General features: G+C 70.5%; 14 protein-coding genes and 1 pseudogene. 12 read left to right on the plus strand and 3 right to left on the minus strand.

Annotated features, from left to right (window positions below; all coding sequences use genetic code 11):
* The first annotated feature begins 7 nt into the window (after positions 1-7).
* The 10 genes from ACF1A1_RS19350 (at position 8) to ACF1A1_RS19395 (ending at position 12,793) form a co-directional block, all read left to right on the plus strand.
* Positions 8-1,936, plus strand: a complete 1,929-nt coding sequence (locus ACF1A1_RS19350) for an acetyl-CoA carboxylase biotin carboxylase subunit (RefSeq protein ID WP_392001259.1) — start codon at positions 8-10, stop codon at positions 1,934-1,936.
* On the plus strand, positions 1,933-2,892 hold the full coding sequence (locus ACF1A1_RS19355; RefSeq protein ID WP_392001260.1) for a hydroxymethylglutaryl-CoA lyase: 960 nt from the start codon (positions 1,933-1,935) through the stop codon (positions 2,890-2,892). The genes ACF1A1_RS19350 and ACF1A1_RS19355 overlap by 4 nt, the downstream gene beginning before the upstream one ends.
* Complete coding sequence (locus tag ACF1A1_RS19360; RefSeq protein ID WP_392001262.1) at positions 2,892-4,052, plus strand: acyl-CoA dehydrogenase family protein; 1,161 nt, start codon at positions 2,892-2,894, stop codon at positions 4,050-4,052. The genes ACF1A1_RS19355 and ACF1A1_RS19360 overlap by 1 nt, the downstream gene beginning before the upstream one ends.
* 370 nt (positions 4,053-4,422) lie before the next feature.
* The gene (locus ACF1A1_RS19365) at positions 4,423-5,472 is read left to right on the plus strand and encodes an ABC transporter substrate-binding protein (RefSeq protein ID WP_392001263.1); all 1,050 of its coding nucleotides are present in this window, start codon (positions 4,423-4,425) and stop codon (positions 5,470-5,472) included.
* A 123-nt stretch (positions 5,473-5,595) separates the two neighbouring features.
* Positions 5,596-6,450, plus strand: coding sequence for a siderophore-interacting protein (locus tag ACF1A1_RS19370; RefSeq protein WP_392001265.1), 855 nt, complete (start codon positions 5,596-5,598; stop codon positions 6,448-6,450).
* 172 nt (positions 6,451-6,622) lie between these two features.
* On the plus strand, positions 6,623-8,065 hold the full coding sequence (gene desA / locus ACF1A1_RS19375) for a lysine decarboxylase DesA (RefSeq protein WP_392001267.1): 1,443 nt from the start codon (positions 6,623-6,625) through the stop codon (positions 8,063-8,065).
* Complete coding sequence (locus ACF1A1_RS19380) at positions 8,049-9,332, plus strand: lysine N(6)-hydroxylase/L-ornithine N(5)-oxygenase family protein (RefSeq protein WP_392001269.1); 1,284 nt, start codon at positions 8,049-8,051, stop codon at positions 9,330-9,332. The genes desA and ACF1A1_RS19380 overlap by 17 nt, the downstream gene beginning before the upstream one ends.
* Positions 9,329-9,931: a GNAT family N-acetyltransferase gene (locus tag ACF1A1_RS19385; RefSeq protein ID WP_392001270.1), complete on the plus strand. Its 603-nt coding sequence runs from the start codon at positions 9,329-9,331 to the stop codon at positions 9,929-9,931. Before ACF1A1_RS19380 ends, ACF1A1_RS19385 begins: the two co-directional genes overlap by 4 nt.
* Positions 9,928-11,697, plus strand: coding sequence for an IucA/IucC family protein (locus ACF1A1_RS19390; protein WP_392001271.1), 1,770 nt, complete (start codon positions 9,928-9,930; stop codon positions 11,695-11,697). The genes ACF1A1_RS19385 and ACF1A1_RS19390 overlap by 4 nt, the downstream gene beginning before the upstream one ends.
* Before the next feature lie 175 nt (positions 11,698-11,872).
* Positions 11,873-12,793: a DUF4429 domain-containing protein gene (locus tag ACF1A1_RS19395; protein WP_392001272.1), complete on the plus strand. Its 921-nt coding sequence runs from the start codon at positions 11,873-11,875 to the stop codon at positions 12,791-12,793.
* Positions 12,794-12,853: 60 nt separating this feature from the next.
* Here ACF1A1_RS19395 and ACF1A1_RS19400 read toward each other — a convergent pair.
* Positions 12,854-13,054, minus strand: a pseudogene (locus tag ACF1A1_RS19400) (phosphoesterase); the annotation flags it as partial.
* Positions 13,055-13,225: 171 nt separating this feature from the next.
* Between ACF1A1_RS19400 and ACF1A1_RS19405 the strand changes: the two are divergent.
* Entirely contained in the window at positions 13,226-13,483 is a 258-nt protein-coding gene (locus tag ACF1A1_RS19405) for a hypothetical protein (RefSeq protein ID WP_392001589.1), read from the plus strand.
* A gap of 24 nt (positions 13,484-13,507) precedes the next feature.
* Positions 13,508-15,325, plus strand: a complete 1,818-nt coding sequence (glmS, locus tag ACF1A1_RS19410; protein ID WP_392001274.1) for a glutamine--fructose-6-phosphate transaminase (isomerizing) — start codon at positions 13,508-13,510, stop codon at positions 15,323-15,325.
* A gap of 190 nt (positions 15,326-15,515) precedes the next feature.
* Here glmS and ACF1A1_RS19415 read toward each other — a convergent pair whose 3' ends face one another.
* Complete coding sequence (locus ACF1A1_RS19415) at positions 15,516-16,079, minus strand: GPR1/FUN34/YaaH family transporter (protein WP_392001275.1); 564 nt, start codon at positions 16,077-16,079, stop codon at positions 15,516-15,518.
* A 151-nt stretch (positions 16,080-16,230) separates the two neighbouring features.
* Positions 16,231-16,758 carry a universal stress protein gene (locus ACF1A1_RS19420; RefSeq protein WP_392001277.1) on the minus strand — a complete coding sequence of 176 codons (528 nt, stop codon included), beginning with the start codon at positions 16,756-16,758 and terminating at the stop codon, positions 16,231-16,233.
* Between the last annotated feature and the right edge of the window lie 60 nt (positions 16,759-16,818).

The raw sequence follows: 16,818 nt of genomic DNA on the forward strand, positions 1-16,818 counted from the left end.
GGGAACCGTGTTCGACACCGTGCTCGTGGCCAACCGGGGCGAGATCGCCGTACGCGTCATCCGCACCCTGCGGTCGCTGGGCGTGCGCTCGGTGGCCGTCTTCTCGGACGCGGACGCCGACGCCCGGCACGTCCGCGAGGCCGACACGGCCGTACGGATCGGCCCGGCGCCGGCCGCCGAGAGCTACCTGTCCGTGGAGCGGCTGCTGGAGGCCGCCGCCCGCACCGGTGCCCGGGCCGTCCACCCCGGGTACGGCTTCCTCGCGGAGAACGCGGGCTTCGCGCGCGCGTGCGCCGACGCGGGCCTCGTCTTCATCGGGCCGCCGGCGGAGGCGATCTCCCTCATGGGCGACAAGATCCGCGCCAAGGAGACCGTGAAGGCGGCGGGCGTGCCGGTCGTGCCCGGGTCCAGCGGCAGCGGGCTCAGCGACGCCCAGCTCGTCGAGGCGGCCCGGGAGATCGGTACGCCGGTGCTGCTGAAGCCGAGTGCCGGCGGCGGCGGCAAGGGCATGCGGCTGGTCCGCGACCCCGCCGTCCTGGGCGACGAGATCGCCGCCGCCCGCCGTGAGGCCCGCGCCTCCTTCGGTGACGACACGCTCCTCGTCGAGCGGTGGATCGACCGGCCCCGGCACATCGAGATCCAGGTCCTCGCCGACGGCCACGGGCACGTGATCCACCTGGGCGAGCGCGAGTGCTCCCTCCAGCGCCGGCACCAGAAGGTCGTCGAGGAGGCGCCCAGCGTGCTCCTCGACGAGGCCACCCGGGCCGCGATGGGCGAGGCGGCCGTGCAGGCGGCCCGTTCCTGCGGGTACCGGGGCGCGGGCACGGTGGAGTTCATCGTCCCCGGCGGGGATCCGACGTCGTACTACTTCATGGAGATGAACACCCGTCTCCAGGTGGAGCACCCGGTCACCGAGCTGGTCACGGGAGTGGACCTGGTGGAGTGGCAGCTGCGGGTGGCGGCCGGGGAGCCCCTGACCCTCGGGCAGGACGACGTCCGGCTGACCGGCCACGCGATCGAGGCGCGCCTGTGCGCGGAGGACCCCGCGCGTGGCTTCCTCCCGTCGGGTGGGACCGTGCTCCGGCTGCGCGAGCCGCAGGGCGACGGCATCCGCACCGACTCCGGGCTCGACGAGGGCACCGAGGTGGGCAGCCTGTACGACCCGATGCTGTCCAAGGTGATCGCGTACGGCCCCGACCGGGCGACGGCGCTCAGGAAGCTCCGGGCCGCCCTCGCGGAGACGGTCACGCTGGGCGTGCAGACCAACGCCGGGTTCCTGCGCCGGCTGCTGGCCCATCCGGCGGTCGTGGCGGGCGAGCTGGACACCGGACTGGTCGAGCGGGTGGTGGCCGAGCTGGTCCCCACCGAGGTACCGGAGGAGGTCTACGAGGCCGCCGCCGCCGTACGGCTGGAGGCGCTGAAGCCCCGCGGCGAGGGGTGGACGGATCCCTTCTCGGTGCCGAGCGGCTGGCGGCTGGGCGGGGCGCACCGGCCCGCCGTGTTCCCTCTGCGGGTCACCGAGCCCGTGGAGTACGTCCCGCGCGGCACCCACACCGTCACCGACGACCGGGTCAGCGTCACCCTCGACGGCGTCCGGCACACCTTCCACCGGGCGGGCGAGTGGCTGGGCCGGGACGGCGACGCCTGGCAGGTGCGTGACCACGATCCGGTCGCCGCGTCCCTGACGGGGGCCGCGCACGCCGGCGCCGACTCGCTGACCGCGCCCATGCCGGGCACGGTGACGGTGGTGAAGGTCGCCGTCGGCGACGAGGTGGCCGCGGGCCAGAGCCTGCTGGTGGTGGAGGCGATGAAGATGGAGCACGTCATCTCCGCCCCGCACGCCGGCACGGTCGCCGAACTGGACGTGACCCCCGGCGCGACCGTCGCCATGGACCAGGTGCTGGCCGTGATCGCGCCGCACGAGGAGGAGGGATGACCGTGCGAGGGCTCCCGATGACCGTGCCGGCGCCCGGCCTGCCCGAGCGGGTCAGGATCCACGAGGTCGGCGCGCGCGACGGCCTGCAGAACGAGCAGGCGACGGTGCCGACCGAGGTGAAGGCGGAGTTCGTGCGCCGGCTCGCCGGGGCGGGGCTGACGACGATCGAGGCGACCAGCTTCGTCCACCCCCGGTGGGTGCCCCAGCTCGCCGACGCCGAGCAGTTGTTCCCGCTCGTCGCCGACCTGCCGGTGGAGCTGCCGGTGCTGGTGCCGAACGAGCGCGGGCTGGACCGGGCCCTGGCGCTCGGCGCGCGCCGGGTCGCCGTGTTCGCCAGTGCCACCGAGTCCTTCGCCAAGGCCAACCTCAACCGCACGGTGGACGAGGCGCTGGCCATGTTCGCACCGGTGGTGGAGCGGGCGAAGGCCGACGGCGTGCACGTACGCGGCTATCTCTCCATGTGCTTCGGCGACCCCTGGGAGGGCGCGGTCCCGGTCCCCCAGGTCGTCCGGGTGTGCCGGGCGCTGCTCGACATGGGCTGCGACGAGCTGAGCCTCGGCGACACGATCGGGGTGGCGACCCCGGGCCATGTCGTCGCTCTGCTCGCCGCCCTCGACGAGGAGCGCATCCCCGTCGGCGCGCTGGGCGTGCACTTCCACGACACCTACGGCCAGGCACTCGCCAACACCCTGGCCGCTCTCCAGCACGGCGTCACCACCGTCGACGCCTCCGCGGGCGGCCTCGGCGGCTGCCCGTTCGCGAAGTCCGCCACCGGGAACCTCGCCACCGAGGACCTCGTGTGGATGCTTCACGGCCTCGGTATCGACACCGGGGTCGACCTCGGCCGTCTCGTCGCCACCAGCGCGTGGATGGCCGGCCGACTGGGCCGGCCCAGCCCGTCCCGAACCGTCAGAGCCCTCGCCCACAAGGCCGACGAGGACCTCAAGGAGCAGTGATGGACCACCGTCTCTCCCCCGAACTCGAAGAACTCCGCCGTACGGTCGAGGAGTTCGCGCACGACGTCGTCGCGCCGAAGATCGGCGACTTCTACGAGCGGCACGAGTTCCCGTACGAGATCGTCCGCGAGATGGGCCGCATGGGCCTGTTCGGGCTGCCGTTCCCGGAGGAGTACGGCGGCATGGGCGGTGACTACCTCGCCCTCGGCATCGCGCTGGAGGAACTGGCGCGCGTCGACTCCTCCGTGGCGATCACCCTGGAGGCGGGCGTCTCCCTGGGCGCCATGCCGGTCCATCTGTTCGGCACGGAGGAGCAGAAGCGCACATGGCTGCCGCGGCTCTGCTCCGGCGAGGTCCTGGGCGCGTTCGGGCTCACGGAGCCCGACGGCGGCTCGGACGCGGGCGCGACGCGTACGACGGCCCGCCTCGACCCGGAGACCGACGAGTGGGTGATCAACGGCACCAAGTGCTTCATCACCAACTCGGGCACCGACATCACCGGACTGGTCACGGTCACGGCGGTGACGGGCCGCAAGCCGGACGGCAAGCCGCTGATCTCGGCCATCATCGTCCCGTCCGGCACTCCCGGCTTCACGGTCGCGGCGCCGTACTCGAAGGTCGGCTGGAACGCCTCCGACACCCGCGAGCTGTCGTTCTCGGACGTGCGGGTCCCGGCGGCCAACCTGCTGGGCGAGGAGGGCCGCGGCTACGCCCAGTTCCTGCGCATCCTCGACGAGGGCCGCATCGCCATCGCGGCGCTCGCCACCGGCCTCGCCCAGGGCTGTGTCGACGAGTCGGTGAAGTACGCGAAGGAACGGCAGGCCTTCGGCCGGCCGATCGGTGCGAACCAGGCCATCCAGTTCAAGATCGCCGACATGGAGATGAAGGCCCACACCGCCCGCCTGGCCTGGCGGGACGCGGCCTCCCGGCTGGTGGCCGGGGAGCCGTTCAAGAAGGAGGCGGCGCTGGCGAAGCTGTACTCGTCGACGATCGCCGTCGACAACGCCCGCGAGGCCACCCAGATCCACGGTGGCTACGGCTTCATGAACGAGTACCCGGTCGCCCGCATGTGGCGCGACTCCAAGATCCTGGAGATCGGCGAGGGCACGAGTGAGGTGCAGCGGATGCTGATCGCCAGGGAGTTGGGGCTGGTGGGCTGAGCCCTGCGGGGCCTGTCCGTCGGGAGTCGCCGCACCCCTGCGAGCAGCAGGCCCGGCACCGGCTGTCCCGTTGCGCGCACACGTGGGGTGTGGTGCAGCGGGCCGGCCGGGGCGGCGCGGCGAGCCTCCCCCGTCCGCAACGGGCGTCGTGTGACCGGATGGTGACCGTCCAGCACCCGGACGACGGCTGAGCCAGAGATGCTTTTCGGCCAACTCCCTTTGACACACGGCAAATTGACCGAAGAGGGCCGAGCACAGACATCTCACAGGATGTGGATCACACTCCCCCACCCCTGGACAAGATCTGAGGTTAGGCTAACCTACCTTCGAATTGTCCGGCGGTGATCCGCACGTTCGAAAGCAGCCACACATGTCCAACGCCAGAGCCACCCACCTCACCCGCCGCGGCATCATCGCCGCCGGTGGCGCCCTCGGCCTCGGTGCCGTGCTCGCAGCCTGCGGGGACGACGACGCGAAAAACGGTGGCTCGGAGTCGACGGCCGGAGCCACCGCCAAGTCCGGCCCCTGGACGTTCAAGGACGACCGCGGCACCACGGTGAAGCTCGACAAGATCCCCGCGAACATCGTCGCGTTCACCGGTGTCGGCGCCGCCCTCTACGACTACGGCATCCAGGTCAAGGGCGTTTTCGGCCCGACCAGGACGACCGACGGCAAGGCCGACGTCCAGGCCGGCGACATGGACATCACCAAGGTCGAGATCCTGGGCAACGTCTGGGACGAGTTCAACGTCGAGAAGTACGCGGCCCTCGCGCCCGACGTGCTCATCTCCACGACGTTCGACAGCGCCGGCACCCTCTGGTACGTCCCCGAGGCCTCCAAGGACAAGATCGCCAAGCTCGCGCCGAGCGTCGCCGTCTCCGTCTACGACCGCCAGCTCACCGCGCCGCTGGAGCGCATGTGGGAGCTCGCCGGGTCGCTGGGCGCCGACATGACCGCCGCCAAGGTCACCGACGCCAAGAAGCGCTTCGAGACGGCCGCCACCCGCCTGCGCGCCGCCGCCAAGGCCAAGCCCGACATCAGGGTCATGGCCGGTTCCGCGAGCGACCAGCTCTTCTACGTCTCCGGCACCAACCTCTCCATCGACCTGGAGTACTTCAAGGCCCTCGGCGTGAACTTCGTCGAGCCGCCGGAGAGCGCCAAGAAGGAGGGCGGCGGCTGGTACGAGTCGCTGAGCTGGGAGAACGTCGACAAGTACAAGGCCGACATCATCATGATGGACGACCGTTCCTCGACCATCCAGCCGGCCGACATCACCAAGGCGACGTGGAAGCAGCTGCCTGCCGTCAAGGCCGGGCAGATCATCCCCCGTTCGCCGGAGCCGATCCTGTCGTACGACAAGTGCGTGCCGCTTCTCGAGAACCTCGCGCAGGCTCTCGAGAACGCGAAGAAGGTTGCCTGAGAAGGGGCTGACGTCGTGGGTGAACTGCGGGCCGCCGTCTGTGGCCGGTCGCGCGGTTCCCCGCGCCCCCGAGTGGGCCGCCCCGCCCCCTGACTGATACCTGGCGATGATTCAGGAGCCCTGATGACCACGGCCGTAGCCGCCCCGTTCCGTTTCTTCTCCCTCCAGGTCGTACGGACGAGGCGGCTCGGGCCGTCTCTGGTCCGGGTGAGCTTCGCCGGGGAGGATCTGCGGGACTTCTTCTCCGACGGGTACGACCAGTCCCTGTCGCTGTTCCTGCCGCACCCGGGACAGAGCGAGCCGCGGATCCCCCACCAGCTCGGCGACGGCTGGTGGCAGGCATGGCGTGAACTCCCGGACGACGTACGGGCCGTGATGCGCTCGTACACGCTCCGGTCGCTGCGCCGCGACGGGCTGGGCCGGACCACGGGGATCGACATCGACTTCGTGCTGCACACCCCGGCCGGCCCCGCCTCCCGGTGGGCCGCCCGGGCCGCCGCCGGGGACCGGGTGGTGCTGCTGGGTCCGGCGATCGCCGACAACCGGGCGATCCGCTTCCGCGCGCCCGAGGACACCGACCTGGTGCTGCTGTGGGGCGACGAGACGGCCCTGCCGGCCATCTCGTCGATCCTGGAGTCGCTGCCGGCCGGTCTGCGGGTGCGGGCCTGGCTGGAGGTGCACGACGCCGGGACCATCCAGGACCTGCCGACCCCGGCGGACGCCGACATCACCTGGCTCGTGCACGACGGCCACGGCGAGGACGGCGCCGAGGGGTCCCCGTTGGCCCTCGGCCACCTTCGGGACGCCCCGCTCCCGCCCGCCGAGCGGCCGTACGTCTGGATCGCCGGCGAGTCGGGGTGTGTGAAGCAGCTGCGCCGGCACTTCGTCGGCGAGCGCGGGATCGACCGGCGCCGGGTCACCTTCGTCGGATACTGGCGTCAGGGCCTGACCGAGGAACAGCTGCGCGAGCAGGAGTAGGCAACCACCGCTCCCGCCGGGGAAGTCGACCGGCGGGCACGAACGTGATCACCGTCACCGCAGGGGCGGGACTCCGGACAATCAACTTAGGTTAGGCTTACCTAAGTTGAACCCGAGACTCCGCCCCTGAGTCCGTCCCGCAGCGGACCGTCCCCATCGGAGGACCCCCACCATGCGCTCGCACCTGCTCAATGACACGACCGCGGAGCAGTACCGCCGCTCCGTGACCGAAGGAGTAGAGCGGGTGGCCGCCAAACTCGCCGCCACCGACCGTCCGTTCACCGGCGTCACGGTCGACGCCCTCGCTCCCCGCATCGAGCAGATCGACCTCGACCAGCCGCTGGGCGACAGTTCCGCGGCCCTGGACGAGCTGGAGGAGGTCTACCTCCGCGACGCGATCTACTTCCACCACCCCCGCTACCTCGCCCACCTCAACTGCCCGGTCGTCATCCCCGCCGTGCTGGGCGAGGCGGTCCTCTCCGCCGTCAACTCCTCCCTCGACACCTGGGACCAGTCGGCCGGCGGCACCCTCATCGAGCGCAAACTGATCGACTGGACGGCCGCCCGCATCGGTCTCGGCCCCGCCGCCGACGGGGTGTTCACCTCGGGCGGCTCGCAGTCCAACCTCCAGGCGCTGCTCCTGGCCCGCGAGGAGGCCAAGACCGACAGCCTGGCGAAACTGCGCATCTTCGCCTCCGAGGTCAGCCACTTCAGCGTGAAGAAGTCCGCGAAACTGCTGGGCCTCGACCAGGACGCGGTGGTCTCCATCCCCGTCGACCACGACAAGCGCCTGCAAACCGTCGCGCTCGCCCATGAGCTGGAGCGCTGCACGAAGGACGGCCTGGTCCCCATGGCCGTCGTCGCCACCGCCGGCACCACCGACTTCGGCTCCATCGACCCGCTCCCCGAGATCGCCGAACTGTGCGAGCAGTTCGGGGCCTGGATGCACGTCGACGCCGCCTACGGCTGCGGCCTGCTCGCGTCGGTGAAGTACCGCGGCCGCATCGACGGCATCGAGCGCGCCGACTCCGTCACCGTCGACTACCACAAGTCCTTCTTCCAGCCGGTGAGCTCGTCCGCCGTACTGGTCAAGGACGCGGCCACGCTGCGCCACGCCACCTACCACGCCGAGTACCTGAACCCGCGCCGGATGGTGCAGGAACGTATCCCCAACCAGGTGGACAAGTCCCTGCAGACCACCCGCCGCTTCGACGCGCTCAAGCTGTGGATGACCCTGCGCGTGATGGGCGCCGACGGCATCGGCCAGCTCTTCGACGAGGTCTGCGACCTGGCCGTCGAGGGCTGGAAGCTGCTGGCCGCCGACCCGCGTTTCGACGTGGTCGTCGAGCCGTCCCTCTCCACCCTCGTCTTCCGCTACGTCCCCTCGGCCGTCACCGACCCGGCCGAGATCGACCGCGCCAACCTCTACGCCCGCAAGGCCCTGTTCGCCTCCGGCGACGCGGTGGTCGCAGGCACCAAGGTGGGCGGCCGCCACTACCTGAAGTTCACCCTGCTCAACCCCGAGACCACGACGGCCGACATGGCCGCCGTCCTCGACCTGATCGCCGGCCACGCCGAGCAGTACCTGGGAGAGTCCCTTGACCGCGCTTGCTGACACCACGGACAAGACCTACGACTTCGTGGGCATCGGGCTCGGCCCCTTCAACCTCGGCCTGGCCTGCCTGACCGAACCCATCGCCGAGCTGGACGGCGTCTTCCTGGAGTCCAAGCCCGACTTCGAGTGGCACGCGGGCATGTTCCTCGACGGCGCCCACCTCCAGACCCCGTTCATGTCGGACCTGGTCACCCTCGCCGACCCGACCTCGCCGTACTCCTTCCTCAACTACCTGAAGGAGAAGGGCCGGCTGTACTCGTTCTACATCCGCGAGAACTTCTACCCCCTGCGGGTCGAGTACGACGACTACTGCCGCTGGGCCGCGGGCAAGCTGAGCAGCATCCGCTTCAACACGACGGTCACCGAGGTGACGTACGACGAGGCGGACGAGCGGTACGTCGTGCGGACGGCCGCCGGCGACGCGTTCCGCGCCCGCCACCTGGTCCTCGGCACCGGCACCCCGCCCTACATCCCCGAGGCCTGCCAGGGCCTGGGCGGCGACTTCCTGCACAACTCCCGCTACCTGAGCCACAAGGCGGAGCTCCAGAAGAAGGAGTCGATCACGCTCGTCGGCTCCGGCCAGTCGGCCGCCGAGATCTACTACGACCTGCTCAGCGAGATCGACGTCCACGGCTACCGGCTGAACTGGGTGACCCGCTCCCCGCGCTTCTTCCCGCTGGAGTACACCAAGCTCACGCTGGAGATGACCTCGCCGGAGTACGTCGACTACTTCCGCGAGCTGCCGGAGGCCACCCGCTACCGGCTCACGGCCCAGCAGAAGGGCCTGTTCAAGGGCATCGACGGCGACCTGATCAACGAGATCTTCGACCTGCTGTACCAGAAGAACCTCGGCGGCCCCGTGCCCACCCGGCTGCTCACCAACTCCTCGCTGACCGGCGCGGCCTACGAGAACGGCACGTACACCCTCTCCTTCCGCCAGGAGGAGCAGGAGAAGGACTTCGAGATCAGCTCCCAGGGGCTGGTCCTGGCCACCGGCTACAAGTACGCCGAGCCCGAGTTCCTCGAGCCGGTCCGCGACAGACTGCGCTACGACTCGCAGGGCAACTTCGACGTCGCCCGCAACTACGCCATCGACACCACGGGCCGGGGTGTGTTCCTGCAGAACGCGGGCGTGCACACGCACAGCGTCACCTCGCCCGACCTCGGCATGGGCCCGTACCGCAACAGCTACATCATCCGTGAGCTGCTCGGCAGCGAGTACTACCCGGTCGAGAAGACCATCGCGTTCCAGGAGTTCAGCGTATGAGCGCCCACCCGTCGCCCACCACCAGCCTCGACGAGGCACTTCGCGCCGCCCCTTCCGGCGCGGCCGTCGGCCCTCTCACCCTCCGTCCCCTCGACCCCCTCAAGGACGCCGAGCTGCTGCACACCTGGGTCACGCACCCCAAGGCGGCGTACTGGATGATGCAGGACGCGAAACTGGAGGACGTCGAGCGCGCGTACATGGAGGTCGCCGCCGACGAGCACCACCACGCGCTGCTCGGTCTGCACGACGGCGAACCCGCCTTCCTCATGGAGTACTACGACCCGGCCCACCGCGAGCTGGTCGGCCTGTACGAGCCGCTCCCCGGCGACGTCGGCATGCACTTCCTGGTCGCCCCCACCGACCGGCCCGTGCACGGCTTCACCCGCGCGGTCATCACCGCCGTGATGGCGCACCTGTTCGCGGACCCGGCGGTGGACCGCGTCGTGGTCGAACCGGACGTCACCAACACGGCCGTCCACGCCCTGAACGAGGCCGTCGGCTTCGTGCCCGAGCGGGAGATCCAGAAGCCGGAGAAGAAGGCACTGCTGAGCTTCTGCACGCGGGACCGGTTCGTCGCCGCCACGGGGGTGAGCGCGTGAGCCTCGCCGACGCCGTGGCCCACCTCTCCCCCGAGCGCTGGGAGGAGGCCAACCGCCTGCTGATCCGCAAGGCCCTCGCCGAGTTCGCCCACGAGCGCCTCATCACTCCCGAGCGGCAGGGCGACCAGTACGTCGTCCGCAGCGACGACGGCCTGACCTCCTACCGCTACACCGCCGTGCGCCGGGCCCTCGACCACTGGCAGATCGACGCCGACTCCATCACCCGCGTGCGCGACGGCGCCGAACTCCCGCTGGAGGCCCTGGACTTCTTCGTCGAGCTGAAGAAGTCGCTGGGGCTGAGCGACGAGATCCTGCCGGTGTACCTGGAGGAGATCTCCTCCACCCTCTCCGGCACCTGCTACAAGCTGACCAAGCCGCGGCTCCGGTCGGCGGAGCTGGCGCGGGCCGGCTTCCAGGCGATCGAGACCGGGATGACCGAGGGCCACCCCTGTTTCGTCGCCAACAACGGGCGGCTCGGCTTCGGCATCCACGAGTACCTGTCGTACGCGCCGGAGACGGCGAGCCCGGTCCGCCTGGTGTGGCTGGCCGCGCACCGCTCGCGGGCGGCGTTCACGGCGGGCGTCGGCATCGAGTACGCGTCCTTCGTGCGCCAGGAGCTGGGCGCGGAGACGGTCGAGCGCTTCGACAGGCAGCTCACCGACCAGGGCCTCGACCCGGCCGACTACCTCCTCATCCCCGTCCACCCCTGGCAGTGGTGGAACAAGCTCACCGTCACCTTCGCCGCCGAGGTCGCCCGCAGGAACCTGGTGTGCCTGGGCGAGGGCGACGACGAGTACCTGGCCCAGCAGTCCATCCGGACCTTCTTCAACCAGTCGCACCCCGAGAAGCACTACGTGAAGACGGCCCTGTCCGTCCTCAACATGGGCTTCATGCGCGGCCTGTCGGCGGCGTACATGGAGGCGACCCCGGCGATCAACGACTGGCTGGCCCAGCTCATCGACAACGACCCGGTACTGAAGTCGACCGGCCTGTCGATCATCAGGGAGCGGGCGGCCGTCGGCTACCGGCACCTGGAGTACGAGGCGGCGACGGACCGCTACTCGGCGTACCGCAAGATGCTGGCCGCGCTCTGGCGGGAGAGCCCGGTCTCCTCCCTGCGGGACGGCGAGTCGCTCGCCACGATGGCCTCCCTGGTCCACGTGGACCACGAGGGCAGGTCGGTGGCCGGCGCCCTGGTCGAACAGTCCGGCCTGACCCCGACGGAGTGGCTGCGCGGCTACCTCCAGGCGTACTACACCCCCCTCCTGCACAGCTTCTACGCCTACGACCTGGTCTTCATGCCGCACGGCGAGAACACCATCCTGGTCCTGAAGGACGGGGTCGTGCAGCGGGCGATCTACAAGGACATCGCCGAGGAGATCGCCGTCATGGACCCGGACGCGGTGCTGCCGCCGGAGGTGCGGCGCATCCGCGTGGAGGTCCCGGAGGACAAGAAGCTCCTGTCGATCTTCACGGACGTCTTCGACTGCTTCTTCCGCTTCCTCGCCGCCAGCCTGGCCGCCGAGGGGGTCCTGGAGGAGGACGACTTCTGGCGCACGGTCGCCGAGGTCACCCGCGAGTACCAGGAGGCGACGCCCGAACTCGCCGACAAGTTCCGGCAGTACGACATGTTCGCCCCCGAGTTCGCGCTGTCCTGCCTCAACCGGCTCCAGCTGCGCAACAACAAGCAGATGGTCGACCTGGCGGACCCGTCGGGCGCCCTCCAGCTGATCGGCACCCTGAAGAACCCGATCGCCGGGTTCTGACCCGGGACGGGTTCCGACCCGGACAGGCGGGCGCCCCCGAGTACGGTCCTCGGGGGCGCCCGTCGTCCTGTTCCCTGCCTGGTTTCCCTGCTTGGTTTCCCCGACTGGTTTCCCTGGCCTATTTCCCGTGCCGTTTCCCGGACTTGGGAGAAACCGCTGATGGAACAATCCCCCCATGGCGGAAATCATCCAGAAGGACGGCACCTGGGTCTTCGACGGCGATGCCCTGCGGCTGACTCCGGGAAGGGACAAGAACGTCGGTCTGCTCCGCAGGACCCTGGGCGAACTCGTCGTCCCGCTGGGCGCGTTGGCGGGCGTCTCGTTCGAGCACGGCAAGAGGACCGGGCGGCTCAGGCTGCGGCTGCGCGACGGCGCCGACCCGCTGCTGCACGCGACCGGCGGCCGGCTGACCGAGCCCCACGACCCCTACCAGCTGCTGGTCGAGTCCGACCGCCACGGCGTCGCGGAGTACTTCGTGGACGAGGTGCGCAACGCGCTGCTGCTGGACCAGGTCCCCTCCGACCCGGTGGACGCCTACCTGCTGCCCGGCCCGTCCGTGCCCCTGTCGGTCTCCGCCGGGGACGGCACCGCGAGCTTCGACGGCGAGCGCGTCCGCCTGGAGTGGAACTGGAAGACGGAGGACGCCAAGGCCGCGGCCGGTGCCCGCAGCCTCCCCCTCGCCGAGATCACGGCCGTGGAGTGGCACCCGGCCGTCGGCCTGGAGAACGGCCACCTGCGCTTCACCGTGCGGGGCGCGCCCACCAAGACCCCGCCGAAGTACGACCCCAACGCCGTGGAGCTGTGGGGCTTCAAGAAGGACCCGCTGATGGCACTGGTGGCGGCCGCCGTCCAGGCCCGGCTCCCGCACCCGGCCGCGGCCCCCGAGGACGCGGTACGGCCGCCGGAGCCCGCCCCGCGCGCCCTCGCCACCGCGCCCGCTTCGCCCGCCTCGCCCACCGCGCCCGCCTCGCCCACCGAGGACGACCACGACGCGCTGCTGCGGCGACTGCGCGAGCTGGGCGAACTGCGCCGCGAGGGCGTCCTGACCGACGAGGAGTTCACGATGGCCAAGCAGGCGGTCCTCAAGCGGATGTGATGGTCCCGAGGACCGCCCGCCGCTCGCGCGCCCCGCCTTCCGGGCGTGGGGCCGGGACCACTCGGTGCTCGCGACCGTCCGGGGCGCGGCCTGTGCGGTGGCGCCGGTGACGAACGCGCCACCGGCGACGGCGCCGAGCGTGACCGCGCCGCCTCTGATCATCGTGCGGCGCCCGAACGTGGAGCGCAGGTACTCGTGCTGCTCGGCCATGCTCATGCGGCCGGCGAGCGGCTCGGGTACGCCCATGCGAGGAATGTCCATGGGGTGTGAAACTGGTCTCCTCGGGCGACGAACCGCGGGCGCGGGGGTGGACGGCGCGGGAACAGGCACTCATGAGAGGTTCAATGTTCGCCCCAAGATCGCCAACGGGCCCCTGCCCGGAATCGGGCAGGAATCTTGCGAAAGTCACGCCGGTACTCCAGGATCTACCGGGTGCACGACGAACTTGTTGATCATCTGATGCGATCCACGCCCCTGAACAGGGGCGAGGCGCTGCGGGTGATCCAGGACGTGCTCGCCTTCTTCGACGAGACGACCGAGGACTACGTCCGTCGCCGCCACCGCGAGCTCCAGGCCCGGGGCCTGGTGAACACGGAGATCTTCGAACGGATCGAGGCGGACCTGAAATACCGTGCGGTCGCCCCGCCGGAGCTCACGCTCCGGCAACTGCGGCGCATCGTCTACGGCTGAGCCGAAGCTTGGGGATACCTATATATGTGCGGAATTGTCGGATACATCGGGAAGCGTGACGTCGCCCCCCTCCTCCTGGAAGGCCTCCAGCGTCTGGAGTACCGCGGCTACGACTCCGCGGGCATCGTCGTCACCTCCCCGAAGACGGCCGGCCTGAAGATGGTCAAGGCCAAGGGCCGCGTCCGCGACCTCGAGGCCAAGGTCCCGGCCCGCTTCAAGGGCACCACCGGCATCGCCCACACCCGCTGGGCCACCCACGGCGCCCCCTCCGACGTCAACGCCCACCCGCACATGTCGGCCGACCTCAAGGTCGCCGTCGTCCACAACGGCATCATCGACAACGCCTCCGACCTGCGCCGCAAGCTGGAGGCGGACGGCGTCGAGTTCCTCTCCGAGACCGACACCGAGGTCCTCGTCCACCTCGTCGCCCGCTCCCAGGCCGAGAAGCTCGAGGACAAGGTCCGCGAGGCGCTGCGCGTCGTCGAGGGCACCTACGGCATCGCCGTCATGCACGCCGACTTCAACGACCGCATCGTCGTCGCCCGCAACGGCTCCCCGGTCGTCCTCGGCATCGGCGAGAAGGAGATGTTCGTCGCCTCCGACATCGCCGCGCTGGTCGCCCACACCCGGCAGATAGTCACGCTGGACGACGGCGAGATGGCCACCCTCAAGGCCGACGACTTCCGCACCTACACCACCGAGGGCACCCGCACCACCGCCGAGCCCACCACCGTGGAGTGGGAGGCCGCCTCCTACGACATGGGCGGCCACGACACCTACATGCACAAGGAGATCCACGAGCAGGCCGACGCCGTGGACCGCGTGCTGCGCGGCCGCATCGACGACCGCTTCTCCACCGTGCACCTCGGCGGCCTCAACCTGGACGCCCGCGAGGCGCGCCAGATCCGCCGCGTGAAGATCCTGGGCTGCGGCACCTCGTACCACGCGGGCATGATCGGCGCCCAGATGATCGAGGAGCTGGCCCGCATCCCCGCCGACGCCGAGCCGGCCTCCGAGTTCCGCTACCGCAACGCGGTCGTCGACCCCGACACCCTGTACATCGCCGTCTCGCAGTCCGGTGAGACGTACGACGTGCTGGCCGCCGTCCAGGAGCTGAAGCGCAAGGGCGCCCGGGTCCTCGGCGTGGTCAACGTGGTCGGCTCGGCGATCGCCCGCGAGGCCGACGGCGGCATCTACGTGCACGCCGGCCCCGAGGTCTGCGTCGTCTCCACCAAGTGCTTCACGAACACGACGGTCGCCTTCGCGCTGCTCGCCCTGCACCTGGGCCGCACCCGCGACCTCTCGGTGCGCGACGGCAAGCGGATCATCGAGGGTCTGCGCAAGCTGCCCGCCCAGATCGCGGAGATCATGAAGGGCGAGGAGGACATCAAGAAGCTGGCCGACGAGTTCGCCGAGGCCCGCTCGATGCTCTTCATCGGCCGCGTCCGGGGCTACCCGGTGGCCCGTGAGGCCTCCCTGAAGCTGAAGGAGGTCTCCTACATCCACGCCGAGGCCTACCCGGCCTCCGAGCTCAAGCACGGCCCGCTGGCCCTGATCGAGCCGGCCCTGCCGACGGTCGCGATCGTCCCCGACGACGACCTGCTGGAGAAGAACCGCGCCGCCCTGGAGGAGATCAAGGCCCGCAGCGGCAAGATCCTCGCGGTCGCCCACCAGGAGCAGGAGAAGGCCGACCAGACGATCGTCGTCCCGAAGAACGAGGACGAACTCGACCCGATCCTCATGGGAATCCCGCTCCAGCTGCTCGCCTACTACACGGCGAAGGCGCTCGGCCGCGACATCGACAAGCCGCGCAACCTCGCCAAGTCGGTGACGGTGGAGTAGGCGCGCCCCCGAAAGCGCCCGGGGCCGCATCGACATGCGGCCCCGCCGCGCGGGCGCGCGAAACCACGACGCGCTCGCGGAGGCGGGACGACAGACAGGACAACAGAACGGACCCCCCGTGATGCCACCCATCACGGGGGGTCCGCTCTCATGCGCCGGGGCTGCCCAACTCCCCGGCCTCGGCTGCCGTTCAGCCGGTGGCCGTCACCCCCCGGCCGGCAACCCGTCGAGGAAGAGCCGTGGGCCAGTGCGCGAGCGCCGCGGTCGCCGCGTACCACGCGACCGCGCCCGCGGCGACGGCGAACCAGCCGCCGACCCTGGCCAGACCGTCACCGCCCGCGAAGCCGGCGACGGCCAACAGCACCAGCGAGACGGTGAACAACCCGTACGTGCCCTGGGTCAGTCGGCCGCCACCGGCGAGCGTCAGGGAGAGCGCCACGAGCGCGAAGAGCAGCAGGAAGAGTCCGGCGGCGTTGTCGGAGACCTGGGATCCGGCGGAGACCGCCCAGGTGAACCAGAGCGCGCCGAGGGCCGCGTAGGCGGTACCGGTGGCCGTGTCCCGGTCCCGGAAGGCGAAGAGGCCGGCGGCGAACAGCGCGACACCGCCGACGTAGTGGGCGATGGGTACGGCGTCCGCCGCCGTCACGCCGTCGATCAGGCCGGTGTGCCCGAGTCCGAACGCCAACAGGGTGATGCCCAGGGCGAGTCGGCCCACGGTCGTGGTGGTGCTTCCCGCAGAGACGTCGTTGTCCACGGCGGGCTCCCTTCATGCGTCGTGCAAGGGTGCGGTGAGCGATATATGCCCTTCACAAAGGCACAAACACCTCTGCGCACCAGCGGATTCAGGCGGCGCACCAAGACAGGAGAAGGGAGCCGGGGCTCATCTCACCTGGGAGGAAGGCGAGTTACGGAATGACGACGACGGGCCGCTTGGCCCGCTTGGCGAGCCGTCCGGCGACGGAGCCGAAGATCCGCCCGACGATGCCGTGCGTCGAGCCGACGACGATCGCGTCGGCCTCGTACTCCCGTCCCACCTCTTCGAGTTCATGACAGATGTCTCCGCCGCGCTCGACCAGGATCCACGGCACCTCGGTGAGGTAGTCCGCGCAGGCGAGCTCCAGACCGAGCACCTCGGTGCGGTGGTCCGGCACGTCGACGAAGACCGGCGGCTCGCAGCCGGCCCACACCGTGGTCGGCAGCCGGTTGGCGACGTGCACGATGATCAGCCCCGAGCCGGAGCGATGGGCCATGCCGATGGCGTACGCGAGGGCGCGCTCGCTGGAGGTGGAGCCGTCGAAGCCGACGACGACACCGTGCTTGAAGGCGGGATCGCAGGTGGGGCGTGTCTCTTCCGCCGCCAGGGGATCGGCCGCCGTGGGATCGGCGACCGGCCGCTTGCGGTCCGCGGGTTCGAAGAATTCGTGACCGGCCATGGCTGTCTCGGCGTATCGATCCTTATACGGGTGGGACGAGCTGGAGCGGCGGAGCTGTGT

It is taken from the genome of Streptomyces sp. NPDC014995 (assembly GCF_043080745.1).
GTDB lineage: Bacteria > Actinomycetota > Actinomycetes > Streptomycetales > Streptomycetaceae > Streptomyces.